This window comes from Solibacillus sp. FSL H8-0523, from assembly GCF_038051985.1.
Lineage (GTDB): Bacteria > Bacillota > Bacilli > Bacillales_A > Planococcaceae > Solibacillus.
Genome location: NZ_CP150291.1, coordinates 846338 through 873253, shown reverse-complemented (window position 1 = coordinate 873253; position 26916 = coordinate 846338). Strand labels below are relative to the sequence as shown.

Sequence of the window (26916 nt, the reverse complement as noted above, 5' to 3'; positions counted from 1 at the left end):
TGACACTTCCTTTACTTAAACTGTTTTACTAGTAATATAGCACAAAATGGGTGCATACGTTCTGTCAAAAGCAAAAAATGAATGCATCCCTAATCGGACACACTCATCATGTTATTAATTATTTGTGCGCGAATTTAAAATTTCTTTTAAATTGCCACCTTCGAAAATGGCATGAGTAATCGCTTTTCCTGTCGGTGTTGCGGCTAAACCACCGCGCGCAGTTTCTTTTAAGTTCGGACTCATCGCTTGCCCGATTCGATACATCGCACCTATGACTTCATCACACGGAATACGGCTCGTAACACCCGCTAATGCCATATCTGCTGCAACAAGTGAGTTCGAGGCGCCCATTGCGTTTCGTTTGACGCAAGGTACTTCCACAAGCCCTGCCACAGGATCACATACTAGCCCTAGCATGTTTTTCAGTGTAATCGCAAATGCTTCTGAACTTTGTTGTGGAGAACCGCCCGCCATTTCTACGATGGCTGCTGCCGCCATGGCCGATGCACTCCCAACTTCCGCCTGACAGCCACCCTCAGCACCTGAAATTGACGCATTATTGGCTACGATAAAGCCAAATGCACCCGATGTAAATAAATAACGAATCATTTGCTCACGGGTTGGATTGAGTTTATTTTGCACCGCAAATAACGTTCCCGGAACGACACCTGCCGAACCAGCTGTTGGTGTCGCACAAATCGTTCCCATTGCAGCGTTTACCTCATTCGTTGCCACAGCTTTACTTACTGCATCTAATAATAAATCGCCTGCAAGTGATTTTCCTTGTGCGATATAATTTTGAAGTAGTACTGCATCGCCACCTGTTAAGCCCGTTACCGATTGCACACCGCGTAGCCCGCGCTCAACCGCTTCTTCCATAACCGTTAAGTTGCGATCCATTTGTGCGAAAATCTCTTCACGCGTACGGCCACTAATTAACATTTCTTGCTCAATCATTAATTCGGAAATTAACTTGCCTTCTGTTTCTGCTCGTTCCACTAACTCTCGAACACTACGAAATAATACATCCATACGTTTCACCCCTTAGTTATTAATTTTCGAAACTTTTGTAATATGTGGGATGTAAGAAATTTGCTCTAAAATACGTTCGTCAATATTTTGATCCACTTCAATGACCATAAGCGCCGTTAGCCCGCGCTCAATACGAGACACTTCCATATGCCCAATATTCACTTCATGCATCGCTAAACAGTTCGCCACATTCGCAATACAACCGGCACGGTCATCATGGACAACTAGAATCGCTGGCATACCACCCGTCAGGCGCAGTTTAAAGCCATTTACTTCACTAATTTCAATTTTACCACCGCCAATTGAAATGCCTTCAACGCTCATTTCACCTTCATCATCGCCCATTAGTAGACGTGCTGTATTTGGATGTTCTTTGTTTGCTGTTTCTGGAATAAACTCAAATTGTAAGCCTGCTTTTTTTGCTTCTTCAAAGGCTGTTTTAATCCGTTCGTCATCTGTATCATAATCCAGTAGCCCTCCGACAATCGCAACATCGGTACCATGACCTCGGTACGTTTCTGCAAACGAACCGTATAAATAAATTTTCACCCATTTCGGCTGACGACCAAACAAATCACGTCCGACACGTCCAATACGAGCAGCACCTGCTGTATGGGATGAAGAAGGGCCGATCATCACAGGACCGATAATATCAAAAACTGATGTAAATTTCATAAGAGGTCCCTCCTGTTTCTTTTATTCTCATATTTACTAATAGTGTAACCATTTTGGCTACAATTAACAAATTTCTTGTCAAAAAATGAAAAGACGACTCTCATTAATTCACGAGAGTCGAAAGTTTTAAGAATAGTACAAATAATATCCTTGAAAACGATGAAAGCAGTGCGTATAAAATACACACTGCTAAAAATTATTCTACAGATAAAATGAACGGATAAAGTGATTGCTTACCTTCCACAATTTCCACTTCAGCATCTGGGTAATTTGCTTCGATAAAGCTTTGTAGTTCTTCAGCTTGCTTGGCCGTTGCGTCTTCACCGTAAATAACCGTTACGATTTCTGCATCTTCATCCATTAAGTTTTCTAACACTTGTTTGGCAGCGTCCATCATTTCTTTTGTTGATAAAATGATTTTTCCTTCTGCTAACGCCATGTAGTCATCTTTACGAATTTCAACACCATCAATCGACGTATCACGAACAGCGAATGTTACTTGACCTGTTTTTACGTGCGCAAAACCAGATGTCATGTTGTTTTTGTTGTTGACTACTGACTCTTCTGGATTGAACGCTAAAATAGCAGCCATCCCTTGAGGAATCGTTTTTGTCGGTACAACCGCAGCTTCGATATCTAACAGTTCTGCTGCTTGCTCTGCTGCCATAATGATATTTTTGTTGTTTGGTAAAATTAATACGCGCTCTGCACCAATTTCTTGGACAGCTTTTACGATATCTTCTGTTGAAGGGTTCATTGTTTGACCGCCTTCAATTACATAAGAGGCACCGATTGAACGTAATAAGTTCGCCACACCTTCGCCCATTGCAATTGTTACAACGGCATAAGGTACTTTTGCTTGCGCTTTTTTAGCAGGCGCTTTTGGTGCATCATTCACAATCGCAGAATGTTGCTCACGCATGTTATCTACTTTGATTTTAATTAAGCTACCATATTTTTGCCCTGCTGCTAGTACAGCACCTGGAGTTTCCGAGTGAATATGTACTTTCGCAACTTCATCATCCGAGATCACTAATAATGAGTCACCCATCGGATTTAACTCTTGGCGGAATTGTTCTTCATCAAATGGTACTTTGTCTTCTTCAAGACGTACCATAATTTCTGTACAATAACCGAACTCGATATCCGAAGTATCCATGAAGTCTTGGACACGGTGGTGTTCTGCATTAATTAAATCATCTAAAGACGATTCGTTTTTCTCTGGTAATGGCTCGCCCTTCATTGAAGCAAGGAAACCTTCGTATACGAATAGTAACCCTTGACCACCACTGTCCACAACGCCTACTTCTTTTAACACTGGTAAAAGATCCGGTGTGCGGTCAAGTGACGCTTTCGCTTCTGTGATGAATGCTTCCATTACAGCAATCATATCTGCTTCAGTTTGTGCAACTTCTACAATTTTTGCAGCTGCTTCACGTGCTACCGTTAAGATTGTGCCTTCTACAGGCTTCATCACGGCTTTGTAAGCAGTATCAACACCTGCTTGGAATGCATTTGCTAAACCAAGTGCATCGATTGTCGCTTCTTTTTCAATAGCTTTACCGAAACCACGGAATAACTGCGATAAGATTACGCCAGAGTTTCCGCGTGCGCCCATAAGTAAGCCCTTAGATAAGCTTTGTGCTACTTTCCCAATATGCTCTGCTGCATTTGCTTGTGTTTCGTTTGCACCAGATGTCATAGATAAATTCATGTTTGTCCCTGTATCCCCGTCTGGTACAGGGAATACATTTAGTGAATCTACATATGCTGCGTTTTGGTAAAGGTTGTGTGCACCCATTTGTACCATTTCAGCAAACTTAATTCCGTCTAAAGACTTCATCCGATTCATTTCCTCCTCTTACACGTTCGCTACACGAACGCCTTGAACATAGATGTTAACTGACTTAACACTCATGCCTAATGTTTTATTTACTGTGTATTTTACTTTCGATTGAACTTGATATGCGATTTCTGAAATTTTTGTACCATAGCTTACAATAATGTACATATCAATATGTAAGTCTTCATCTTCTTGACGAATCAGTACACCTTTTGCAAAATTTTCTTTTCGTAAAATATCTGTTAAACCATCACGTACTTGATGTTTTGAAGCCATGCCCACGATTCCGTAGCATTCGATTGCCGCTCCACCAGCAATTTGTGCAATTACATCATTGGAAATATCAATATGGCCGAATTCATTATTTAATTCAACTGACATAGTGTATGCCCCCTTGGCTCTATTTGACTAATCTATATTGTACTACACAAAAGTTGATTATAAAAGAAAACGTTCACATTCGTCCAGTTCAAACTTGCTTTTCTGACAAATTTCGACCCACACAAGAAAAGCGCATTCGCGCCCTTTAAGCCCCGACAGGCATTGGAGAGCCCTCCTGCAAAAGTAAACGCCCCACCACTTTTGCAGGAGGGCTCGAAACGTCCGAGGGGCTGGCGCGAATGCCTAGACACTGTTATAACGGTAAAATTGTATACTTTTTATTTTTGAAAGAAGACAAAGCTAGTGGCCTAGCCTTGTACAAAAAATTCAAGATGATTATGCAAAATCGAAATCGTGGCGGGTACTTCTCCGATTAAATCGCCGTCAACATTTAGAGTCAGCGGTTTATTTGCTTTGACAATCATTTCACTTGCATCGAATTTAATAATATTATCATCGTCTTCGTAATTCCCTGTTAATAAATTTTTGGCAATCCCTACAGCTTGTAACACATTGCTATTTTTTATAATAAAGCCATGCAATAAACCATCCGAAGCATCTGCCTCTTCATTTATCGCTTTGAAACTCCCGACCGAATCCGTTAGTACACATAAAAACAACATCGTTTCCTCTAGGTAGTCCGTATCGTTTGCTTCTACTTGAATTTCAAACGCTTCATTTTGAACCGCAGCCTTTACCCCTTCTACTAAATAGGCAAGTGATCCGAGTGACGTTTTTTGCGCTACTGAAACATCTCCGACCGCATCGGCAATCGAACCAATTGCTACGACATTCGTAAAGTAATGATTATTCACTTTTCCAATATCTGCTTTTCTAGTAGCACCACCAAGTAAAGTGATCGCTTCTGCTGGTTCTAATGGAATTTTAAGGGCTCTGGCAAAGTCATTTACCGTGCCGAGCGGGACAATGCCTACAATAGGGCGATGAGGTTGCTCAGCAATGCCGTTAATCCCTTCGTTTAATGTACCGTCACCTCCAACCAATACAACAGCATCATACTGCTCATCACAAGCTAAGCGCGCAAACTGTGTCGCATCGCCTTCTTTTTTCGTCTCTTTCACAACCACGTCAAAGTTATGTAGCTGCTTTAACATTTGATCCTTATATTCAAGCGCCTGTTCTTTTCCTGATGATGGATTTAAAATAATCATGCATTTTTTCATACAAAAACCTCCTATTGTTTTCACCACTCCTTCTATTTCCATTTCACAAAAAATGTAACCATTTAATTTGAAAGTAGGTGTAAAGGTTTTTTTCTTGAAAGCTTGTGCAAAATGTCTTGCACTCATTCGGGAGGTATGTTAAATTATTATGGTATGTGAAATATCGAACTGAAATATAGATTTCAGATTCAGCTGTAAGGAGGAATTTTACAATGCCAAAACAATGCGTAATTACTGGCCGTAAAGCTCGTACTGGTAACAACCGTTCACACGCTATGAACGCTTCTAAACGTACTTGGGGTGCTAACCTACAAAAAGTTCGTATTTTAGTTGACGGTAAGCCAAAACGTGTATGGGTTTCTGCTCGTGCTTTAAAATCAGGTAAAATCGAACGCGTTTAATCGCGTAAAGAGCATCAGCAAAAGCTGATGCTCTTTTTTATTTCTTCTAGAAAGATAGACAAAAAAGCCACCGCCCACATTTGTGAACGATAGCTAGCTATCATTTTTCTTTTTTGTCTCTTCGAAATAACTTCACACAGCCCCTTGCCATCCCACTCACCCATTTTGGTAATTGAAAGGTATACACTTTCAGGAAAACTCCTCCTTAGTCTCTACTCTTTATCATTAAACATATGCCGCCTTCAAAAGAAATAGACCCATCTCCAAGGATTTCATTACTTGTAAAGCGTGTTGTACCTTGTTCGATTACTTCATCTGTCGTTTCATATTTTACACCACGTAACGTCACATTCGTTAACGTTTGACCATATGCAAAAAATGATACATAAGCATACACACCTTTATCTAATACATGCTTTCCTTCTTGTAAAAACTGGATTTCATTGTACGGATTAATCACTTTTAACGTAACTTCCGGATGTTGCTGCTGTAACGTATACACAGAGCGCAGTACAGCCTCATAATGATCTAAACGCCCACCCGTAACGCCTGTTAACCAAATTTCTGTTGGCGCGTAATCTAGGGCTTTTATGAGCGCTAAATCGGTATCGGTTTCATCTTTTTCCGCCTGAAATTGTTCGATATGTGCCACTGCTTTAGAAATTCGCGCAAATTCCTCCGCAGTAACCGAATCAAAATCACCGACAATGGCATCGGGGTTGATCGCTTCGTCAATTAAATAGAGCGCTCCTCGGTCGACACCAATCCATTTATCCGGCGTTAAAGAAAAGGCGACCTCACGAATGGGGCCGCCTGCGCAAATAGCTACAATCACTGGATTGCCGAAAGTCCTGCTTGTTTAATTTCTTGCAGAGCTTGTGCGCGATCTTCTTTACCGTAAATAGCTGAGCCTGCTACGAAAATCGTTGCGCCCGCTTTTGCGCATGGTACGATTGTTTTCGCATTAATACCGCCATCAATTTCGATTTCGATATTAAGGCTGCGCTCTTTAATAATTGTTGATAATGCCGCTACTTTTGGCACAACCGATTCGATGAACTTTTGTCCACCGAAGCCTGGGTTTACCGTCATAAATAACACCATATCCACGTCTTCTAATACGTGTTGAATCGATTCGATCGGTGTATGTGGATTTAACACAACACCCGGCTTTACACCGAATGAGCGAATTAATTGAATTGTACGGTGCAGGTGACGGCACGCTTCCACGTGAACCGTAATATAGTCAGCACCTGCTTTTGCAAACTGCTCAATATATTGGTCTGGATTTTCAATCATTAAATGAACGTCCATTGGTAATGTAGAAAGTGGACGAATCGCTTCTAGTGCAATCGCGCCAAATGAAATATTAGGCACGAAATGGCCATCCATCACGTCGATATGAATCAGTTCAGCGCCTGCTGCTTCAACTTCTTTTACTTCTTGACCTAACTTTGCAAAGTCTGCTGCTAAAATCGATGGTGCAATTTTAATCATGTTTAGTACCTCGGCTTCCGATCAATAATTTCTTGTAAAAATTGTTCATAGTGGGCGTAGCGGTATTTACGGATTTCTCCTGTTTCAACTGCCTGCTTCACGGCACATTTTGGCTCCTTCGTATGAAGGCAGCCGCGGAATTTACAGTCTTCACTAATACGCTGGAATTCAGGTAGGCACCCCGTTAACTCTTCTTTTTCAATCGTATCAAAATCAAATGAACTAAAGCCTGGTGTGTCAGCAAGTAACCCACCTGCCACTTCAATCAGCTCTACATGACGGGTTGTATGCTTACCACGCCCTAAACTTTTTGAAATAATGCCTGTTTTTAAATCTAATGCTGGTAAAAGCGTATTGAGTAATGTTGATTTCCCAACACCTGACTGACCCGCTAGTACCGATGTTTTCCCTTTTAAAATCGGCTCAATTTTATCCATTAATGTCTCGTCATCTTTAAACGTTTCAATAAAATCATAGCCAATCTCTTTGTAATCGTTAATATACGTTTGTAGCTTTTCACGTTCTTCAGCACTGATCAAATCTAATTTCGTTAAAATGATAATCGGCTTTACGTGGAATGATTCTAGCACTACTAAAAAGCGGTCGAGTAGTATCGTGTTAAAATCCGGTTCCTTTGCCGAAAATACAAGCAGTGCTTGATCGACATTGGCAATTGGCGGACGAACTAATGCATTATGACGCGGCTTGATTTCTTCAATCGAGCCATCTGAATGGCCGTCATAGGAATACTCTACAAGATCCCCCACAAGTGGTGATTCTCCTCGGTTCCGGAAAATCCCACGTGCGCGACATTGAATGAGTTCACCGTCTTTTTCAACATAATAATAACCACTTAATGCTTTGCGGATTTGGGCTTGCGCCATCTAATTCCTCCTTACGGGATTAAACTTTCATATGTGATTGTTTCGTTTTGAATGACATTATTATCCCGAACAACCTGATAAGCAGCTTTATCGCCTTCAACAATTGTTAGTAAAATTTCATACTTCGTTGTTTCGGTAATTGTAAATGTATCATCAGGCTCAATCATCGTACGTGTTTTATCTTGAATATAAATCGAAACCGTTTGCTCCATACCTTCCTCTAAAGGCTCATATGGAATTTCGATTTCCTTGCGGTACACACTTTCTTGTTTCGCTTCTGGACCTTTTGAAAGAACAACATTGATTGTCGCTCCTACGTCAAGCGTAGTACCTGATTTTGGCGTCTGCTCCATGACATGACCATCTTCCACCGTGTCCGAGTGCTTGCTACCTGTTACATGAATTTTAAAACCAGACGTACGTTCATATTCTTTACGCTGCGCCTCACTAAAATTCGCTAAGCTACTAACCGTCCTTTTTTCCTTACCTTTACTTAAAACTAATACAACTTCTGTTTCTTCGGCGATTATTTCGCTACCGGCTTTTGGCGTTTGCTTGATAATTTCACCTTCTAGCGCATAATCATCATAAACTTCATCATCAATATAATAATCTTTATAGCCCTTTAACACTGGCTCAACTTGGGTAATTTGCTTTCCAACAAAATCAGGCATTTCTGAAGCTGATTTCCCGAGACTAACGATTAAATCAATTTCAGTGCCCTTTACCTTTTCAAGGCCAGCACGTGGTGTCGTATCGATAATCAGTCCCACTTCTACATCTTCAGCATTTCGCTCTTCTTGCTTCCCGACAACAAAGCCTGCCTTTTCAATTTCTGCAATCGCTTCATCGAGTGGCATGCCTACTACACCCGGCACTGGATATTTATTCGGTGTTAGCATAAATGCTGCGGCAATCCCAGCAATCAGAAAGAGTGCTAAAACCCCGACAATTATCGGCCATTTTTTCTTCGGCTTCTTTTTCACCTCTGGCTGTTGCGGCGCTGTTGGTGTAGGATTGGTTTTCTCCATTAACACCGTTTGCTCTGTTACACCAGTAGAAGGTTTTTGCACATGTGGCTGCGCTGGCTTTGGTTCTTTAATAATCGGAATTAGCTTTGTTACATCATCATCTAACGGTGGTGCGAACTTTGGTTCATTCATGCGATTTAGTGATAAACATGTTTCTAAATCTTCTTGCATTGCTTCGGCACTTTCGTAGCGATGATTCGCATCTTTTGACGTTGCTTTTAATACGATATTTTCCACACTTTGCGGAATGGTCGCATCGAATTCACGAACTGATGGTGTTTCGGCTTGTAAATGCTTGAGTGCAATCGATACGGCTGACTCACCTGAGAACGGTAATTCGCCTGTTAATAATTCGTACAACACAATCCCTAACGCATAAATGTCAGACTTCATTGTCGCAAGTCCGCCACGCGCTTGCTCTGGTGATAGGTAATGTACGGTACCGATGACCGAGTTTGTTTGTGTATAGCTTGTTGCGCCTAATGACGTCGCGATTCCAAAATCGGTAATTTTCACATTACCTTCTTCGTCCATTAAAATGTTTTGCGGCTTAATATCACGGTGGATAATCCCATTCTCATGTGCATGATCTAGTGCTGAAGTTAATTGCTTCATAATGTGCACACTGCGCGCAGATGATAAAGGTGAAAACTCTTGTATGTATTGTTTCAATGTTTTCCCTTTAATGTATTCCATGACGATATAATGCATATCCCCATCTTCCCCAACATCATAAATGCTGACGATATTTGGGTGCATTAAACTTGTTGCAGACAATGCTTCACGTTGGAAACGACGATGCAATTCTTCTTCATTGGATAAATCATAGCGCAAAATTTTAACGGCAACATCACGGTTTAAAATGATGTCATGCGCTAAATACACATTCGACATACCGCCGCCGCCGATTACTTGTAAAATTTTGTAACGGCCACTAATATGTTTTCCTACTAGCATTGACTACACCTCCTGCTTGGTCGTCATTAAAATAAGGGAAATATTATCTTCTCCGCCGCGTTCATTTGCTGCTTGAATAAAATGTTTTCCTTTTTCTTGAATCGAAATCGGTCGCGCGATGACCTGCGCCATTTCCGCTGGCGTTAGCTTATTACTTAAGCCGTCGGAACAAATGAGTATATGCGCCTCATCATCTAAGGTGATTTCATAGAAGTCTGGTTCAATTGAAATTTCCGTTCCTAATGCTTTTAAAATGAAGTTACGCTTCGGATGATTTTTTGCCTCTTCCTCACTAATTTCCCCATTTTCTAATAAAATATTTACGTATGAATGGTCTCTCGTTACTAACTCTACGGAATCGTTTGTAAAATGGTATACACGACTATCACCGACATGACTAATAATACATTCCTTTTGATCAAGTAACACTGCAATCATTGTCGTCCCCATCCCCTGGCAATTTTCATGCGCTAAGGAATAGTGGTAAATTTTCTGATTAATATGTGAAACCGCATCACGCAACCATTCGAATTGCGTCTGTTTTGTCGCGAATTGTGCACTGTCGACTTGCTCGAAAAGCTGCTGCATTTCGTTAATCGCCATTTCACTCGCCACGTCGCCTGCATTATGTCCACCCATGCCGTCTGCTAAAATCGCAAGCTTAAAACGATCGGGGCGTTCAAAAAACGCCGCCCGATCTTCATTGATTGTTCGCTTCAACCCAATATCACTTTCCACTGTAAAGTTCACTATCGTCCACCTACTTTGTTTCTTGTGATCGTTCCTGTGCACGTAACTGGCCACAAGCTGCTGCGATATCCGCACCTTGCTCACGACGAATCGTTACGTTAATACCTTGTTCCTTTAACGTTTTTTCAAAGGCAAAGATTTTACTACGTGACGTACGAATATAATCACGTTCTGGTACGTAGTTGATTGGAATTAAGTTAACGTGACATTTAATGTTTTTAATTAATTTCGCTAATTCTAATGCTACTTCTTCCGTATCATTTTGACCTGACATTAAGCCATATTCAAACGTTACACGGCGACCTGTTTTCGTCGTATAGTATTTTACCGCGTCCATTAGCTCTTCTAATTTATATGCTTTAGCAATCGGCATTAATTTCTGACGTGCTTCTTGGTTTGGTGCGTGTAAGGATACAGCAAAGTTAATTTGCATACCTTCGTCGGCAAATTCGTAAATTTTCGGTACAATCCCAGAAGTGGAAACCGTAATATGACGCGCGCCGATGTTTAAGCCTTTGTCATCATTCATAATTTTTAAGAAGCTCATCATCGCATCATAGTTATCGAATGGCTCACCAATCCCCATAATCACGATTGATGATACGCGTTCTTCTGTTTCATCAAGTTGTTGTTGTACTTTCACTACTTGCTCAACGATTTCTCCGGCCATTAAGTGACGTTTAAGTCCGCCTAATGTTGAGGCACAGAACGTACAGCCAATGCGGCAACCTACTTGTGTTGTTACACAAATCGAGTTTCCGTATTCGTGACGCATTAATACTGTTTCGATTGAATAGCCATCTTGTAATTGGAATAAAAACTTAATTGTGCCGTCTTTTGATTCCTGTTTAATAATTGTTGAAAGTGTCGTTAACGCAAATTCTGCTTCAAGCTTGTCACGTAAGCCTTTTGATAGGTTCGACATCTCTTCAAACGTTTTTACACGCTTTTCATATAACCACTCGTAAATTTGGCCTGCGCGGAATGCTTTTTCACCATTCGCTGTTAACCATTCCTTCATTTCATCTAGACGTAATGAGTAGATAGAAGGTTTTAATTGTGGTTTTTCTTTTTTCTCACGGCGAACTGGCTTGTCTGCCACTTCTTCCATTAAATCCTGAATACGGTCATCAAATTGTTTTAATTGTTCCTGCTCCATTATATTAATTGGACGCTCCTTTTTTTACGAATGCAGCTACGAAAAATCCGTCACTGCCAATATCTTGAGGGAATACTTGTAGCATCCCGTCTTGTTGTTTCGCATCTAGTTGTGTTGGTAAATTTTCTAACATCACCGGTTGCATTTCCGGATGTGCTTGTAAGAAGGCTTGTACCGTACCTTCGTTTTCACGACGATCGACTGTACATGTTGAGTACACTAAACGACCCTCCGTTTTTAATAATTGTACCGCATTCTCTAAAATAGCTAATTGGATTGTTTGTAGACTTTCTAAATCCTCTTCGCGCTTTGTATACTTAATATCTGGCTTACGACGCATTACACCTAGGCCTGAGCACGGTGCATCGACTAAAATCGCATCATAGCCTTCTTTTTGTAAAAGCTCCGCTGCTTTACGTCCATCAAGTGGTGCGGTTTCCACAATCGTTAGCCCTAAGCGCTCGACATTTTCTTCGATTAAATTTAATTTTTTCGGATGTAAGTCCGTTGCCAAAATAGAACCTTCATTGTTCATGACTTCAGCTAAATGCGTCGTTTTCCCGCCTGGTGCAGCACACATATCCAGTACTTTCATACCTGGCTGTGGGTTTAACACGGTAGCAGGTAGCATTGAACTTTCATCTTGAATCGTAATTAAGCCATTACGGAATGCGCCTGTCCGTGCGGCTTGTCCACTTTCTAAATGTAAACACTGTGGCATAAATTCACTACGACGTGCTTTCACACCTTCACGCTCTAACGTTGTAATCACTTGTTCAACCGTTGCTTTTGTCGTATTAACACGCACCGTTTGTAGTGGGGCGATGTTGTTTTCAAGAAGCATTTCGCGTGTGTGGTCATAGCCATAGCTTTCTACCCAGCGGTTAACTAGCCACTGCGGATGACTTGTTTCGATCGCTAAACGCTCATTGGCATCTGTGATTAAATCAAGCGAACGTACACCTTCACGTAAAATCGAACGTAAAATCCCGTTCACCATCGATGCAATTCCTTTATGGCCACGACGTTTTGCGATTTCTACTGCTTCATTTACCGCAGCGTGCGCTGGAATACGTGTTAAATAATGCATTTGATACAGCGACATACGTAGTAACCAACGCACCCAAATATCCACTTTCCCGCGAATAAATGGATCTAAATAGTAGTCTAGCGTGTATTTATATTGCAGTGTACCATACGTTAATTCCGTTAATAAACCACGGTCTTTGGCGTCAATTTTATATTTTTCAATCGTTTGGTGTAATAGTAAGTTACTGTAGGCTTGGCTTTTATCGACTGTAAGTAAAATCGTTAATGCCGCGTCACGTACATTACCATCCCAAATGATTTCTTTTTTCTTGCTCATTGAAAACGGTCCCCAATCTGTAATTTCGAGCCCGTACCACGTAGGTATTCCTCAGCTGTCATACGTTTTTTGCCTGCTGGCTGTACATCGTATAATGCGAGTGTTGAACCATCACCTGTTGCGACTTCAAAATAATCTTTTTCGATGTTTACGACTTCACCTGGTGCGGCGTTCGTAGCGGTTTCACCTGGTTTTGCCCACCATATTTTGAAGTTGGCATCTTCAAATGTTGTATAGGCAACTGGCCATGGATGTAAGCCGCGCACTTGATTATATAATGTGCGTGCGTCTTTATTCCAATCAATTAACTCCTGGTCACGGCTAATATTGCCCGCGTATGTGACAAGTGACTCGTCTTGTACAGTGCGCTCGTTTGTACCATCAATAATTGATGGTAATGTATCTTTTAATAACTCACGACCTACATCGCTTAATTTGTCGAATAGGCCACCTGTGTGGTCTGTATCTTCAATCATAATTTCGCGCTGTGCAATAATATCTCCTGCATCAAGCTTCTGTGCCATATACATAATCGTCACGCCTGTTTTCGCTTGACCATCAATAATCGCTTGGTGAATTGGCGCTCCGCCGCGGTATACTGGTAATAATGAAGCATGGACGTTAATACAGCCCAAACGCGGTGCATCTAGTAATTCTTTAGGTAAAATTTGACCGAATGCAGCTGTAACTACTAAATCAGCGTTTAACGCGATAATTTGTTGTAATTCTTCAGAGCCACGTAATTTTTCAGGCTGAATGACCGGAATACCTAATGCTAACGCTTCCGCTTTTACTGGAGGTGGTGTTAACACTTTTTTACGACCCACAGGACGATCTGGCTGTGTGACAACAGCTACGACATCATAGCCTTCTTGTTGTAGCATACGCAAAATCGGCGCTGAGAATGCCGGTGTACCCATGAAAACGATTTTTGTCATCGATTATTCCTCCTCAGCGTCCGCGTATAACTCTTCTAGCTCCGCTTCTGTTAACACACGTGTCATTTTCGAATCAAATAACACACCATCTAAATGGTCGATTTCGTGTAAAATGCAACGCGCTTCGAAATCTTCTGCTTCTAACTCGTAGATTTGGCCTTCACGGTCAGCCGCTTCAATTTTCACGTACGTTGGGCGTTTTACCATACCAAAAAGATCTGGGAAACTTAAGCAGCCTTCTACATCTTCTTCTTCGCCACGTGTTTCGATCACTACAGGGTTAATCATTTCTAAAATATCTTCCCCAAGCTCAACAATCGCAACGCGTAGGCCTACATTAATTTGTGGCGCCGCAATCCCTACACCGTCGTGCTCAACCATTGTGTCGTATAAATCATCTAGTAATGCGATGATCGATTCATCGATTACTTCGACTTCTTTTGTTTGTTGGTTTAACACGTTTGCCGGGTTTTTAATAACTTCTTTAATTGCCATAACCTTTAACCTCTTTCTATATCCATTAGATCATCTGTGGATCTAAATCAACTGTTAACACAATGCCTTTTTTAATCCATTCGGAACGATACAATTTAATCAATTGCAACAGCACAGGAATTAATTTTGGCTCTATTTTATATTTTATCAAACATTGGTAGCGATATCTATTTTGGAGACGAGCAATACTTGCCGTTGTTGGTCCAATAACCGAAACATCAAACGATAAATTCGAACGTAAATACTCCGCAACACGTCCTGCATATTCTGCCGCCATGACGACGTCTTCATGTGTTACTTGCACAAGCGCTAAATAATAATACGGTGGGTAGCCTGCTGTGTGACGTGCATGCATTTCACGTTCATAAAACGGCGTGTAGTGCTGCTCTTTCGATAATTCAATCGCATAATGCTCTGGGGTATACGTTTGAATAAATACTTCCCCTGGTTTGTCGTGACGCCCAGCACGACCACTTACTTGTGTCATGAGCTGGAACGTCTTCTCTGCCGCACGATAATCTGGTAAATGTAAGCTCGTATCAGCACTCAGTACACCAACTAGCGTAATGTTCGGAAAATCTAAGCCTTTTGCGATCATTTGCGTGCCGAGTAAAATATCTGCTTCCCCACGTCCAAACGCATCAAGCATTTTTTCATGTGAACCTTTTTGCCTTGTTGTATCTACATCCATTCGCAGGACACGCGCTTGCGGGAACAGCTTGAAAATCTCTTCCTCTACTTTTTGCGTACCTGTACCGAAATAGCGGATGTTTTCACTTTGGCACTCGGGGCACGTCTCTGGAATATACTCCTCATGTCCACAATAGTGGCATTTCAACTTTTCTTGATAGCGGTGGTACGTTAGTGAAATATCACAGTTCGGACATTGTACGCTCGTTCCACAATCCCGGCATAGCACAAACGATGAATACCCACGGCGATTTAAAAACAGCACCGCTTGCTCGCCGCGCTCTAGTCGTTCTAGAAGTGCTGTCATAAGTTGCTGTGAAAACATCGAACGATTCCCCGCCTGGAGCTCTTCACGCATATCGACAATGTGAACGGTTGGCAACGCTTGGCTTTTCGCACGGTTATTGAGCGTTAATAGCGTATACACACCTTTTTTTGCACGAGCATATGTTTCAAGTGCTGGTGTCGCACTCCCTAAAATGACCGGACAGTTGTAATACTTGCCGCGCCAAATCGCTACATCCCTCGCATGGTAACGCGGCGAATCCTCTTGCTTGTATGTGGATTCATGCTCCTCATCTAAAATGATAATTCCTAAATTTTTAAAGGGCGCAAAAATCGCTGAACGCGCTCCAACAACAACTTTTACTTTGCCTTGCTGAATTTTGCGCCATTCATCGTATTTTTCACCAACAGATAGTCCACTATGCATCACGGCAACCTCATCACCAAAACGTGATTTAAAGCGCTCCGTCATTTGTGGGGTTAGCGAAATCTCAGGAACCAGTACAATCGCTTCTTTGTTTTCCGCAATCGCACGCTGAATCGCTTGCAAATAAATTTCCGTTTTCCCACTCCCGGTAATACCGTGTAGTAAAAACGTTTCTTGGCGCTGTTCTTCCATCGCCTGCTTTATTTTAGTCAATGCGTTGTGCTGCTCATCGGTTAACGTTAAATTGTCGGTATGCACAATTTCCTTTGTATACGGGTCACGATATACTTCCTCGTGAATATATTCTGCCGCACCTTTGTCAATGACGCCTTTTAATACGGCGCTCGTCACATTGACCGCTTCACAAATCGCATCCGGCATTAAAATGGCTCCGGCATAAGGCTTCATCCATTCAATAAGTGCGATTTGCTTTGGGGCGCGCTTAATTTGCTGTTGCACAACTTCAAGCTGTTCGAGTGAGGCAATTTGCACTTTCCGTACTTGCTTTACTTGCCCCTTTTGCTTCACTTCATTTTCAATCAGCACAAGCCCAGCGTTTACCGCTTGCTTTAACGATTTCAATGCATTTGCTTTTTCAAATTGCGCAACATTCACCTTTGTGGCCTTTTCAAAATACGGCTGAAGTTCAGATGCTAGCTGTGTCGCATCGCCGATTAACATGGCATACTTTTCATACTTTGCGCGCAGAGCACCTGGTAGCATCACTTGTAGGGCATCAATTTCATAGCAAATCGTTTGATGCTTCAACCATTTGGCAAGCTCGAGCATTTCAACAGTTAAAATCGATTCAAGATCAAGCACTTGCGCCACGGCCTTAATTTTTTCTACGGGTACATCGGACTCTTCGGAAATCCCGACAACAAAGCCGAGCACATTCCGCGGGCCAAATGGAACTTTCACACGGCAACCAGTATCAATTAGTTCTTCCCATTCTTTAGGAATTAAATAATCAAACGGTCGATCTACCGGGTAAGCCGATACATCTACGATTACTTGTGCAAACTTCATTGCGCCTCACTTCGCTCATTAAAATGCTTCACAACAAGCGCGGTAATTTTTTCAGGCTCTTCTAAACGTCCCTTGCCCACATAACCACATGCTAAAAAACCTTCTGATGGCTCGATAAAACGAAGCCCATCTTCATGGAGTTGCTGAATGTTGCGCTTCACTGCCGGATGCTCATACATATGTACATTCATCGCCGGTGCGACCCAAACTGGTGCCGTTGTCGCAAGTAATGTCGTTGTCACCATATCATCGGCCATGCCGTGTGCCATTTTGGCAATCATATTGGCTGTCGCTGGTGCAACAATGACTAAATCCGCCCAATCCGCTAAATCAATATGTGCAATAACGTTGGAATCCTTTTCATCAAATGTATCGTAAAACACATCGTTTTTTGACATCACCTGAAAGCTAAGTGGTGCCACGAACTTTCTTGCTGACTCGGTCATCATGACTTTTACGTTCATGCCCGCTTGCGATAATTTACTTACAAGTGCGACCGCCTTATAAACGGCAATGCCCCCTGAAACACACAATAATACATTGTTCTTTTCCATCATCATAACCGTCCTTTCAAAGGATAAGCCCCCAAAGAAAGATTCTAAGGGAGCTTCAACTCAACATATTTGAATGTTTTATCTAGATTAAATTTCGTCTTCGTAAATCGCTGAAGCATCTTGCTTCACTTTACGTAACTTACCTGCAGCAACTTCTTCTAACGCTTTTCCTACTGGTTTGTATGAAACGTATTTGTCTAGCATTTCGCCGCCCTCTTCTTGCAATTGGCGTGCACGTTTTGATGCTAAGCTCACTAATGAGTATTTAGAATCGATTTGTTTTTTTAACTTATCTACTGATGGGTATAACATAGTTTTATTCTCCTCTCAACATTGACAAGTAGCGTTTTTCTACACGTACACGACGGCAGTGCTCCGCTACAATGATTGCATTAATTTTATCACATGCATTTTGAACTTGGTCATTTTCTACAACATAATCGTAAAGAGACATCATTTCAACTTCTTCACGAGCCGTTGCAATGCGTCGCGCGATCACGTCTTCTGTTTCTGTACCGCGACCAACTAAACGCTGCTCAAGCTCGGTAATGCTAGGTGGGGCTAAAAAGATAAACAACGCATCTGGCGCCTTTTCACGAATTTGAGCTGCACCTTGCACCTCGATTTCTAAAAATACGTCACGACCCGCTTCTAGCGTTTCTTGAACATAGGCAAGCGGTGTCCCGTAATAGTTGCTTACGAATTCCGCGTGCTCGAGTAAGCCTCCTTGTTCAATTAACGTTTCGAATTCCTCACGTGTTCTAAAGAAATAGTCTACACCATCTATTTCTCCTTCGCGAGGATTACGTGTTGTCATCGAAATCGAATATTCGTAATTTGTATCAGGCTGTGAGAAGAGCTCTTTACGAACTGTCCCTTTACCAACGCCTGATGGACCAGATAAAACAATTAATAATCCACGTTGTTTATGCATATGTATCTCCTTTTGTTATTCAATATTTTGAACTTGTTCTCGCATTTTTTCTAAAATCGTTTTGGCTTGGACAACAGCTGACGAACAAGCCGTTGACTGATTTTTTGAACCAATTGTATTAATTTCACGATTCATTTCTTGCATAATAAAGTCAAGCTTACGGCCAATTGCTATTGGTTCATTTAATGTTTCGACTAATTGGCTAAAATGACTCGTAAGACGATCTAGCTCTTCTGTAATATCAATACGTTCAGCAAAAATGGCTACTTCTGTAAAGATTCGTTCTTCTATTAATTGCCCACTTGCAATGTCTTGTAAACGACTTGTTAAACGTTCGCGATACTTGTCCACTGCTAATGGCGCATAATTTCGGATTTGCGCAATCTCTTTTTCTAGCTCAGCCTTATATTGTAACATTACTTGCTGTAATTGCTCGCCTTCACGCTCACGCATCGCAATTAAATTTTGAATGGCTTCTGCTAACGCACTTTGTACTGCTTTGATAATTTGTGCTTGTTCAAGCTCCATCTTTTCGATTTGCAGTACTTGCTCAAGGCTGACAATTTCTTGCATCGTCCACTTTTCTTCCATCGAAACAGACTGTGCAAGCTCTTCCTTCGCTTGTAAAAACGCATTTAGTAGCGGCCAATTTATTTGAATTGTTTGCTCGGTATCCTTTAATTCTTTTAGAAAAATGATAACATCTATTTTCCCACGAGAAATCGTATCCGACAACATTTTTTTTGCAAGCACTTCCGCTTCCATCCATTCTTTTGGAAACTTCGTATTCATTTCTAAAAAACGATGATTCACAGCACGAATTTCAACAGTTAGTTGAAAGTTTTTCGTTGTTGTGACCCCCCTGCCGAAACCGGTCATACTACGTACCAAGGTTCGTCACGCCCTTCTTTGCATATTGCATTAATTATAACATAGGTTTATTTAAATTTGCGTAATCGATTACGATAGTAAATACAATTCGTACGAAAGCGAGTGAAAAACTGTGAACAAGGGGAATATCCTTCACCTTGAATAATCCACGGCGTTTATGTATCTGCCTACTGCCAACCCGTCAAAAAGTGGTATGATAGATGGACAAAGAATTTAATGAAACGAAAGAGGCAAACACAATGGCATTTGACGGATTATTTACGCGTTCAATGAGTAAAGAGCTACAAAGCTTAACATCTGGACGCATTACAAAAATTTATCAGCCCAACGCGCTAGAAGTCGTATTACAAATCCGCGCAGCTGGTGTAAACACAAAGCTTTTATTTTCGATCCATCCATCCTATTCACGCGTACATCGTACAGAGCAATCGATTGAAAACCCGGCAGATCCTCCAATGTTCTGTATGCTCCTGCGCAAACATTTAGACGGTGGCTATATTTCAAACATTACGCAACAAGGCTTTGAACGCGTTCTTACATTTGATATTGATAGTACAAACGAAATTGGTGACCCTGTAAAACGTCAGCTAATCATTGAAGTGATGGGCCGTCACAGTAACCTTCTACTAATTGATGTAGAGACGGGGAAAATTATCGATAGCTTAAAACACTTACCACCATCAGTGAATAGCTACCGTACCGTGTTACCTGGGCAAGCGTACATTGAGCCACCAAAACAAGATAAAGCTTCTCTAACAAGCTTATCCGACGAAGAGCTAAAACAACTATTCACACAAGATTTAACAGCAAAAGACCTTATTGAAAAGTTCGCTGGTTTTTCACCACTGCACGCGACAGAGCTCCTACACCGTTTAACAACACAAGATGCGGTAACAGCGACGCGTCAGTTTATGAATGAAATTGCAACCATTGCAAAACCAACATACGTAGAATTAGAAGGTAAAAGCTATTTCTCTCCTACAAACCTAACCCATTTACAAGGTGTTGTTACTACATATGACACACTGGGTGAACTGCTGGATCGTGTATTTTTCGCACGCGCTGAGCGTGATCGTGTCAAGCAGCAGGCAGGTGATTTAGAGCGTTGGTTACAAAACGAACTGAACAAATTAAAGCTAAAGCAAAAGAAACTACAAAAAGATTTAGAGCGCGCACAAAACTTAGAACAGTTTCAGCTTTACGGCGAATTATTAATGGCCAATTTATATAACTTTGCGAAAGGTGCAGACTATGTAGACGTTGAAAACTACTACAGTGAACCGGCTGAAAAAGTGCGTATTCCCATTAGCCCGCGTAAATCGCCGATTGAAAATGCACAAAGCTATTACACAAAATACAACAAAGCTAAAACAGCACTGATTATGATTGAAGAACAGCAGCAAAAAACGCTTGATGACATTCATTATTTAGAGATGCTCTCGCAGCAAGTACAGCAAGCTTCACCTTCTGATATTGAGGAAATTCGTGAAGAACTCGCAGAGCAAGGCTTACTCCGATTACGTCAGTCAAAACGCAAAAAGAAACCGACAAAACCAACACCTGAAAACTTCATGTCTTCAACAGGTATTGCCATTTCGGTCGGTAAAAATAATAAGCAAAATGATTATTTAACATTTAAAATTGGCAAGCGCAATGAAATTTGGCTACATACAAAGGACATTCCAGGCTCACACGTTGTCATTCATGCTGAAAATCCAGATGAAACAACGTTAAAAGAAGCAGCGATGTTAAGTGCTTACTTCAGTAAAGCCCGTGAATCGGCATCTGTCCCTGTAGATTACACAGAAATTCGTCATGTTAAAAAACCAAATGGCGCAAAACCAGGTTTCGTGATTTACTTCGAGCAAAAGACACTCTACGTTACACCAGATGAAGCCGTTATTATGCAGTTGAAAAAATAATGATAAAGAGGGCTGTCCGAAAAGTTGTACTTTTGCGGACAGTGTTTCGCTCATGTACTAATTATCCGCGATGGCGCGGTGTTTCTGCGGTGGTCGGAATAAATTCCCACCATCCTCGGCGCAAAAAGGGATTGACCAGAAAGCTTTTTGGTCAATCCCTTTTCTCTATTAAAACTTCATCGTTTTATTTTTTTGGAAGTTCACATGCCATGAAAGCGCTTTTTCTAAATCATGTGGTGTATGTGCGTTGCCTGTTTTTTCAACTGCACTGTTGTAGTAATCCCATAGCGCCTCTTTATAGTCAGGATGCACACAGTTTTCGATAATCGCTTTTGCACGCTCTTTTGGCGCCATGCCGCGTAGGTCTGCGATTCCTTGCTCGGTTGCAATAACATCCACGTCATGCTCTGTATGGTCGTGGTGCGCTACCATTGGCACGATTGACGAAATATCGCCACCTTTTGCATACGACTTCGTTACGAAAATACCTAATCGTGCATTACGCGTGAAGTCTCCTGAACCACCTAAACCGTTCATCATATGTGTACCGTTGACATGCGTTGAGTTCACGTTGCCGTAAATGTCTACTTCAAGCGCTGTGTTAATGCCAATAATTCCGATACGACGAATGACTTCTGGGTGATTTGAAATCTCTTGTGGGCGTAATACTAAACGATCTTTATAGTGATCAATATTGCCGTACACTTTATTAGCGCATTCTTCACTTAACGTAATAGATGTACCTGACGCAATTTTGATTTTGTTCGCATCTAGTAAATTGAATACAGCATCTTGTAATACTTCTGAATAAATTTCTAGCTCTTCAAATTCAGAATTTAAGAAGCCGTTTAATACGGCGTTTGCAACAGAACCAACACCTGACTGCAGTGGTAATAAATTTTCTGGTAGGCGTCCTGCTTTGATTTCATCGCGCAGGAAGTTTAATAAGTGCTGTGCGATTTGTTCTGTTTCTTCATCCGGCTGTACGATTAACGACGGTGCATCTTTAATTGTAGAATGTACAATCCCTTTAATTTTGTTGATATCTACCGGAATCCCAATTGTCCCAATGCGGTCGCTTGCAGTTAATAACGGAATTGGCTCACGGTCTCCCTGTGGTCCTGGTAAATAAATATCATGAATCCCTTCTAAATTTGGCTGTTCTGGATTTAATTCAATAATAATTTCCTTTGCCATCTGCACAATAATTGGCGAGTTTCCGATTGATGTCGTTGGAATAATCATGCCATCTTCCGTAATCGCAGTTGCTTCGATAATCGCAAAATCAATCGGTCCGATAATCCCTTGTCGAATTAGCTCTGCATTATGTGATAAATGCATATCTGAATATAATACTTCCCCTGTATTAATTAACTTACGAATGGCTGGATCCCCTTGATAAGGCGCACGCTTGCGAATAATCCCCGCCTCCGCCATTAGTTGATCTACCTCTGGCCCTAATGAAGCGCCTGTATATACATCAATTTTGAATGGCTCAGTTTTTGCTTTTTCAACCAGTGCTAGCGGTACCGTTTTGGCATCCCCCGCACGTGTAAAGCCACTCATCCCCACTACCATACCATCTTGAATCCATGATGCTGCTGTTTCAGCTGATACAATTTTCCCCTCAAGTTCATTATGACGAATTCTTGCATGTAAAGTTGTGTCCAATTCTTTTCCTCCTCTTTTTCCCTTTGTGATGTGCATTCTACAAGTCGGCAAAACACTTAAAAAGAAATAAATCCTATGTACTCCTCGTTTTCGCCGATATAGAATTATTCTACATAAAATAGAATATCCCCTCTATAATATAGCAAATTAACAACCGTTTTGTATATTCGAAATAATATAATATTTTTCCTCAATAAATAATTTGCACACATGTCATTGTTTGATTAAACTGATATATAAATCGATAGTCTTAAAGTTTCGTATTCTAAAGGGGGCATTTTTATGTCTGTAAGTAAAAAATTAAATTTATCCTTTGCAATGTTATTAATTATTGTCTTCCTCTGCTTATCATTATTGTTACAACAGTTTTATCGCATTAATAACCAAGTAGAAGAAATGATGGATGAACGTGTCTCACAAATTCAAATCGGGAAAGAAATACAACGTGCGATCGCTACTCAAGGTATGTTTATTCGTGCTTATATTTTAGATCCTTCAGATTTTAATATCGATCGTTTAAATGCTTACAACACATTATTAACAGATGAAGTACAAAAATTAAAAACGTTTAATCAGGATGCACAGTCAGCTGAGTTACTTAATGAATTAGAACTGGCATCCACTGCAATCATCGATGCTGCAAACCGTACGATCACAGCGTTTGATACTGGCAATGAAACGCAAGCACTCAGCATTGTAAATAACGAGTTTTCAAGTGCTAATTCTGAAATTTTTAATTTAACAGTATCCTTACAAGAGCTACAACAACAACAATTAGATGCAATTGACCAAAGAACCGATCAGACAATTACCATCTCAACCACGCTTGCGGTGCTCGCAATTTTACTAAATAGCGCCATCATTATTGCTTTAGCAATTTTCGTTACAACAAAAATTGCCCGCCCACTCCGCCGTGTCACAACAGAGGCAGATTACATTGCAAATGGTGACCTAACGCGCGAAGATTTTACATACAAATCGAAAGATGAAATTGGTCAATTAGCAGGCGCTTTTAATCAAATGAAAAATAACCTACGCGACGTTTTAGGTAGTATCCAAGCAAACACCGAGCATTTAAGTTCTTCGGCCGAGGAATTAGCCGCGAGTACCGAAGAAATTCGGGCGACAAGTGAAGATGTTGCACAGCGCGTCGTCAATACAACTGAAATTGCACAAATGACCGCAACTACTGCTGGCGAAAGCTCTTCTGCAATGGAAGAAACCGCATCTGGGATTCAAAAAATCGCAGAATCAGCGCAAGTCTTACTTGAAAGTTCAAGTCATATGGAGCAACAAGCACGAATCGGTAACGAAACCTTAACCGAAGCAAAACATCAAATGACAACAATTCATGAATCGACGTCTAATATTTCGTCTGTAACCGAAGTTTTAAGTGTGCAATCGGAAGAAATCAGCTTAATTACAAAGGTCATTACCGATTTATCCGATCAAACAAACTTACTCGCATTAAATGCTTCCATCGAGGCAGCTCGTGCTGGTGAGCATGGAAAAGGCTTTGCCGTTGTAGCCGATGAAGTAAAAAAATTAGCAGAACAATCCAAACTTTCAGCAGAAAAAATTGTCGCATTAACGTTAGAAATTCAACGAGGCACGAAAAACGTGGAACAAGCCGTACATGAAGGCTTATCTTCTGTCGCAAAAGGTGTTGATATCATTAACAATACACAAAGCACCTTCACGTCAATCAACGGTGCAATCGGACAGGTCGTCGAGCAAGTGCAAGAAATATCAGCAGCGTCTGAAGAGATTTCAGCAAGTGCTGAACAAGTAACCGCTTCTGTTTCACAAATGGCAAATGGCTCTGAACAATCCGTTAGTGATTTTGAAATGATAGCCGCAGCAACAGAAGAACAATCCGCTACGATGGAACAAATTAACGATGTATCCATTGAACTTAGTCATAATGCACAAGACTTAAATGAACTTGTTAATAAATTTAAACTCTAAGTAAACTGGGGATGTTCAAAAAGTAATCACTTTTGAATATCCCCTTTCCTCTATCATAAAAAATCCTTGAAAAACCCGCTTAGGAAAAATCCTAAGCGGGTTGTAGTTCTTGAAAATTATTTAACTGGATCTTCAGAAACAACTTCTACTTCGTGCCATTCTGTATTGTTAGAATAGCTTACGTTGTAGTTTTTCACACGTTTGTTAACCGGGATGATTTCTGTACGGAAATATGTTGGAATTGTTGTAGCATTATCAAACATATACTCTTCCCACTTACGGAATGCATCTGCACGGTAGCTTGCATCGATCGCTTCTTTAGAGTCGATAGCAGCTAATAAAGTTTGTAATTCTGGTGTTACGAAACGGCTGTAGTTGAATGCAGCTGTTTCACCATATAAACCAAGTGGAGATGGGTTTGTACCAGTACCCCAAGCAGCCATGAACATATCGATTTCAGCATCATCCGCTTTTACTTTATCGTAGAAGCTGTTGAACTCGATTAAACGGCCAGTTGTTAACTGTACATCTAAACCTACATCTTTCCAGTTTTGACGGTAGTATTCTACGATTGCTTCGTCAGTGTCTGAACCAGACATACCTGCCATACGGATTGAGAATTTTTCACCGTTTGCATCTTCACGAATACCATCGCCATCTACGTCTTTGTAGCCAGCTTCATCAAGTAAAGCTTTTGCTTTTTCTGGATCATAGTTGAAACCAGTTAACGTATTGTCATGGAATGTAGAGAACGCTGGTGGAATTAATGAAGTTGCACGAGAACGTAAGCCTTGGTAGAAGCGCTCTGTTACTTGCTCAACATCAATTGCATAAGCGATTGCTTGACGTAATTGTTTGTTGTTCATTTTAGCATTTTCGTCCGTAATGTTGACACCTGCAGCATTATCCCATTTACCTAATTTGAATCCTAAGTAAGAGTAAGCTAACTCAGGGCGAGCTAATACTGTTAAGTTTGTTAAATCTTTTACGCCATCATATTGAGTCGTTGGGTAAGAAGATGCTAAGTCGTATTGACCTGTACGTAATGCTTCACCGATTGAAGTTGAAGGTACAACTTGTAATACGATTGAGTCTAATTTTGGTTTACCTTTCCAGTAATGCTCGTTCGCTACGTACTGTACAGATTCACCATCTACTAATTTATCTAATTTAAATGGACCTAAAGTAACCGGGCTTTTACGCACTGGTTCAGATGAGATTAAATCCTTCACAGGAATATCTTTTAATTGGTGTTTAGGTGCTGCATAGCTCCATAAACCGTCACCACCAGAGTAAATCGCTGGAGAAACTTTCGTCATAGAAATTTCTACAGTTTTATCATCGATTTTTTTGATACCAGAAATTGTTTCTGCAGTACCGGCTTTGTATTCAGCAGCACCAATGATGTTTTGGAAGTCGCCGTCATAACGAATACCTGTGTAATCTGGGTGACCAATGATTTCGTAAGAATAAATAATGTCGTCAGCAGTTAATGGCGTGCCATCAGACCATTTCACGTCATGTTGGATTGTTACAGTTACTTTGTTGTTATCTGCATCTACGTCTAATTTCGCGATACCTTCGTCAGTGATTAAGAAGTCACCATCAGTGTCGAAAATTAAGTTCGACATGAAATCCATAACGTCTGCATCATACGCATTTTCATATAATTCCCAAGACAAAATACCTGAGAATGGAGAATCCGTTACTAAAGCGAACTTTAATGTACCGCCAGCAATTGCATCGCCGTCGTTTGCAACTTCATCTGGAAGTGTTGGCGCATCAGCTGTTGAAGCACCATCATCCGTTTTAGTATCTTCTGTCTTCGTGTCCGTGTTGTTATCTGCTGGTTTTTCAGTTGTTGTCTCGTTGTCATCTCCACCACAAGCAGCAAGTGCTAGTGCAGATGCAAATACAGTTGTAAGCATTAAGCCATTCTTTTTCTTCATAAG

The 26916-nt window shown here is 41.0% G+C and carries 23 protein-coding genes and 1 pseudogene; 3 read left to right on the top strand and 21 right to left on the bottom strand.

The features are described 5' to 3' along the window. Positions 1-114: 114 nt before the first annotated feature. The 5 genes from sdaAA to NSQ62_RS04045 form a co-directional block, all read right to left on the bottom strand. Positions 115-1032, bottom strand: a complete 918-nt coding sequence (sdaAA, locus tag NSQ62_RS04065) for an L-serine ammonia-lyase, iron-sulfur-dependent, subunit alpha (protein ID WP_341322651.1) — start codon at positions 1030-1032, stop codon at positions 115-117. Positions 1033-1044: 12 nt separating this feature from the next. After that, a complete protein-coding gene (sdaAB, locus tag NSQ62_RS04060) occupies positions 1045-1707 on the bottom strand; it encodes an L-serine ammonia-lyase, iron-sulfur-dependent subunit beta (protein ID WP_341322650.1) in 663 nt (220 codons plus the stop codon). A gap of 196 nt (positions 1708-1903) precedes the next feature. Continuing rightward, positions 1904-3550, bottom strand: coding sequence for a DAK2 domain-containing protein (locus NSQ62_RS04055; protein ID WP_341322649.1), 1647 nt, complete (start codon positions 3548-3550; stop codon positions 1904-1906). An 18-nt stretch (positions 3551-3568) separates the two neighbouring features. Then, positions 3569-3931 (bottom strand): Asp23/Gls24 family envelope stress response protein, encoded by a 363-nt coding sequence (locus tag NSQ62_RS04050; protein WP_341322648.1) that lies wholly within the window; start codon positions 3929-3931, stop codon positions 3569-3571. 308 nt (positions 3932-4239) lie between these two features. Further along, the gene (locus NSQ62_RS04045; RefSeq protein ID WP_341322647.1) at positions 4240-5115 is read right to left on the bottom strand and encodes a diacylglycerol kinase family protein; all 876 of its coding nucleotides are present in this window, start codon (positions 5113-5115) and stop codon (positions 4240-4242) included. A gap of 212 nt (positions 5116-5327) precedes the next feature. On the opposite strand from NSQ62_RS04045, the gene rpmB reads away from it, so the two are divergent. After that, positions 5328-5516, top strand: a complete 189-nt coding sequence (gene rpmB / locus NSQ62_RS04040; protein WP_049668398.1) for a 50S ribosomal protein L28 — start codon at positions 5328-5330, stop codon at positions 5514-5516. A gap of 205 nt (positions 5517-5721) precedes the next feature. On the opposite strand, the gene NSQ62_RS04035 is transcribed toward rpmB, so the two are convergent. The 14 genes and pseudogenes from NSQ62_RS04035 to NSQ62_RS03970 form a co-directional block, all read right to left on the bottom strand. Continuing rightward, positions 5722-6351 carry a thiamine diphosphokinase gene (locus NSQ62_RS04035; RefSeq protein WP_341322646.1) on the bottom strand — a complete coding sequence of 210 codons (630 nt, stop codon included), beginning with the start codon at positions 6349-6351 and terminating at the stop codon, positions 5722-5724. Further along, on the bottom strand, positions 6348-7013 hold the full coding sequence (gene rpe, locus NSQ62_RS04030; protein WP_341322645.1) for a ribulose-phosphate 3-epimerase: 666 nt from the start codon (positions 7011-7013) through the stop codon (positions 6348-6350). Before rpe ends, NSQ62_RS04035 begins: the two co-directional genes overlap by 4 nt. 2 nt (positions 7014-7015) lie before the next feature. Next, entirely contained in the window at positions 7016-7897 is an 882-nt protein-coding gene (rsgA, locus tag NSQ62_RS04025) for a ribosome small subunit-dependent GTPase A (protein WP_341322644.1), read from the bottom strand. Positions 7898-7908: 11 nt separating this feature from the next. Then, complete coding sequence (gene pknB, locus NSQ62_RS04020) at positions 7909-9885, bottom strand: Stk1 family PASTA domain-containing Ser/Thr kinase (RefSeq protein WP_341322643.1); 1977 nt, start codon at positions 9883-9885, stop codon at positions 7909-7911. A gap of 3 nt (positions 9886-9888) precedes the next feature. Next, positions 9889-10635 carry a Stp1/IreP family PP2C-type Ser/Thr phosphatase gene (locus NSQ62_RS04015; protein WP_341322642.1) on the bottom strand — a complete coding sequence of 249 codons (747 nt, stop codon included), beginning with the start codon at positions 10633-10635 and terminating at the stop codon, positions 9889-9891. 10 nt (positions 10636-10645) lie between these two features. After that, on the bottom strand, positions 10646-11746 hold the full coding sequence (rlmN, locus tag NSQ62_RS04010) for a 23S rRNA (adenine(2503)-C(2))-methyltransferase RlmN (RefSeq protein WP_341323880.1): 1101 nt from the start codon (positions 11744-11746) through the stop codon (positions 10646-10648). A 52-nt stretch (positions 11747-11798) separates the two neighbouring features. Further along, a complete protein-coding gene (rsmB, locus tag NSQ62_RS04005; RefSeq protein WP_341322641.1) occupies positions 11799-13160 on the bottom strand; it encodes a 16S rRNA (cytosine(967)-C(5))-methyltransferase RsmB in 1362 nt (453 codons plus the stop codon). Further along, positions 13157-14098, bottom strand: coding sequence for a methionyl-tRNA formyltransferase (fmt, locus tag NSQ62_RS04000; protein WP_341322640.1), 942 nt, complete (start codon positions 14096-14098; stop codon positions 13157-13159). The genes rsmB and fmt overlap by 4 nt, the downstream gene beginning before the upstream one ends. 3 nt (positions 14099-14101) lie before the next feature. Continuing rightward, positions 14102-14593 (bottom strand): peptide deformylase, encoded by a 492-nt coding sequence (def, locus tag NSQ62_RS03995; RefSeq protein WP_341322639.1) that lies wholly within the window; start codon positions 14591-14593, stop codon positions 14102-14104. 25 nt (positions 14594-14618) lie between these two features. Beyond that, the gene (gene priA / locus NSQ62_RS03990) at positions 14619-17024 is read right to left on the bottom strand and encodes a primosomal protein N' (RefSeq protein ID WP_341322638.1); all 2406 of its coding nucleotides are present in this window, start codon (positions 17022-17024) and stop codon (positions 14619-14621) included. A 5-nt stretch (positions 17025-17029) separates the two neighbouring features. Next, positions 17030-17578: pseudogene (coaBC, locus tag NSQ62_RS03985) on the bottom strand (bifunctional phosphopantothenoylcysteine decarboxylase/phosphopantothenate--cysteine ligase CoaBC); the annotation flags it as partial. Between the two features lie 87 nt (positions 17579-17665). Next, the gene (gene rpoZ, locus NSQ62_RS03980) at positions 17666-17890 is read right to left on the bottom strand and encodes a DNA-directed RNA polymerase subunit omega (protein WP_341322637.1); all 225 of its coding nucleotides are present in this window, start codon (positions 17888-17890) and stop codon (positions 17666-17668) included. Positions 17891-17894: 4 nt separating this feature from the next. Next, positions 17895-18512 carry a guanylate kinase gene (gmk, locus tag NSQ62_RS03975; protein ID WP_341322636.1) on the bottom strand — a complete coding sequence of 206 codons (618 nt, stop codon included), beginning with the start codon at positions 18510-18512 and terminating at the stop codon, positions 17895-17897. A 15-nt stretch (positions 18513-18527) separates the two neighbouring features. Beyond that, positions 18528-19403, bottom strand: coding sequence for a YicC/YloC family endoribonuclease (locus tag NSQ62_RS03970; protein ID WP_341322635.1), 876 nt, complete (start codon positions 19401-19403; stop codon positions 18528-18530). A 239-nt stretch (positions 19404-19642) separates the two neighbouring features. Between NSQ62_RS03970 and NSQ62_RS03965 the strand changes: the two genes are divergently transcribed. Beyond that, positions 19643-21325 carry an NFACT RNA binding domain-containing protein gene (locus tag NSQ62_RS03965; protein ID WP_341323879.1) on the top strand — a complete coding sequence of 561 codons (1683 nt, stop codon included), beginning with the start codon at positions 19643-19645 and terminating at the stop codon, positions 21323-21325. A 168-nt stretch (positions 21326-21493) separates the two neighbouring features. On the opposite strand, the gene NSQ62_RS03960 is transcribed toward NSQ62_RS03965, so the two are convergent. Beyond that, entirely contained in the window at positions 21494-22996 is a 1503-nt protein-coding gene (locus NSQ62_RS03960) for a succinate CoA transferase (protein WP_341322634.1), read from the bottom strand. A 282-nt stretch (positions 22997-23278) separates the two neighbouring features. Between NSQ62_RS03960 and NSQ62_RS03955 the strand changes: the two genes are divergently transcribed. After that, positions 23279-24964: a methyl-accepting chemotaxis protein gene (locus tag NSQ62_RS03955; RefSeq protein ID WP_341322633.1), complete on the top strand. Its 1686-nt coding sequence runs from the start codon at positions 23279-23281 to the stop codon at positions 24962-24964. Between the two features lie 116 nt (positions 24965-25080). Here NSQ62_RS03955 and NSQ62_RS03950 read toward each other — a convergent pair whose 3' ends face one another. Beyond that, entirely contained in the window at positions 25081-26913 is a 1833-nt protein-coding gene (locus NSQ62_RS03950) for an oligopeptide ABC transporter substrate-binding protein (RefSeq protein ID WP_341322632.1), read from the bottom strand. Between the last annotated feature and the right edge of the window lie 3 nt (positions 26914-26916).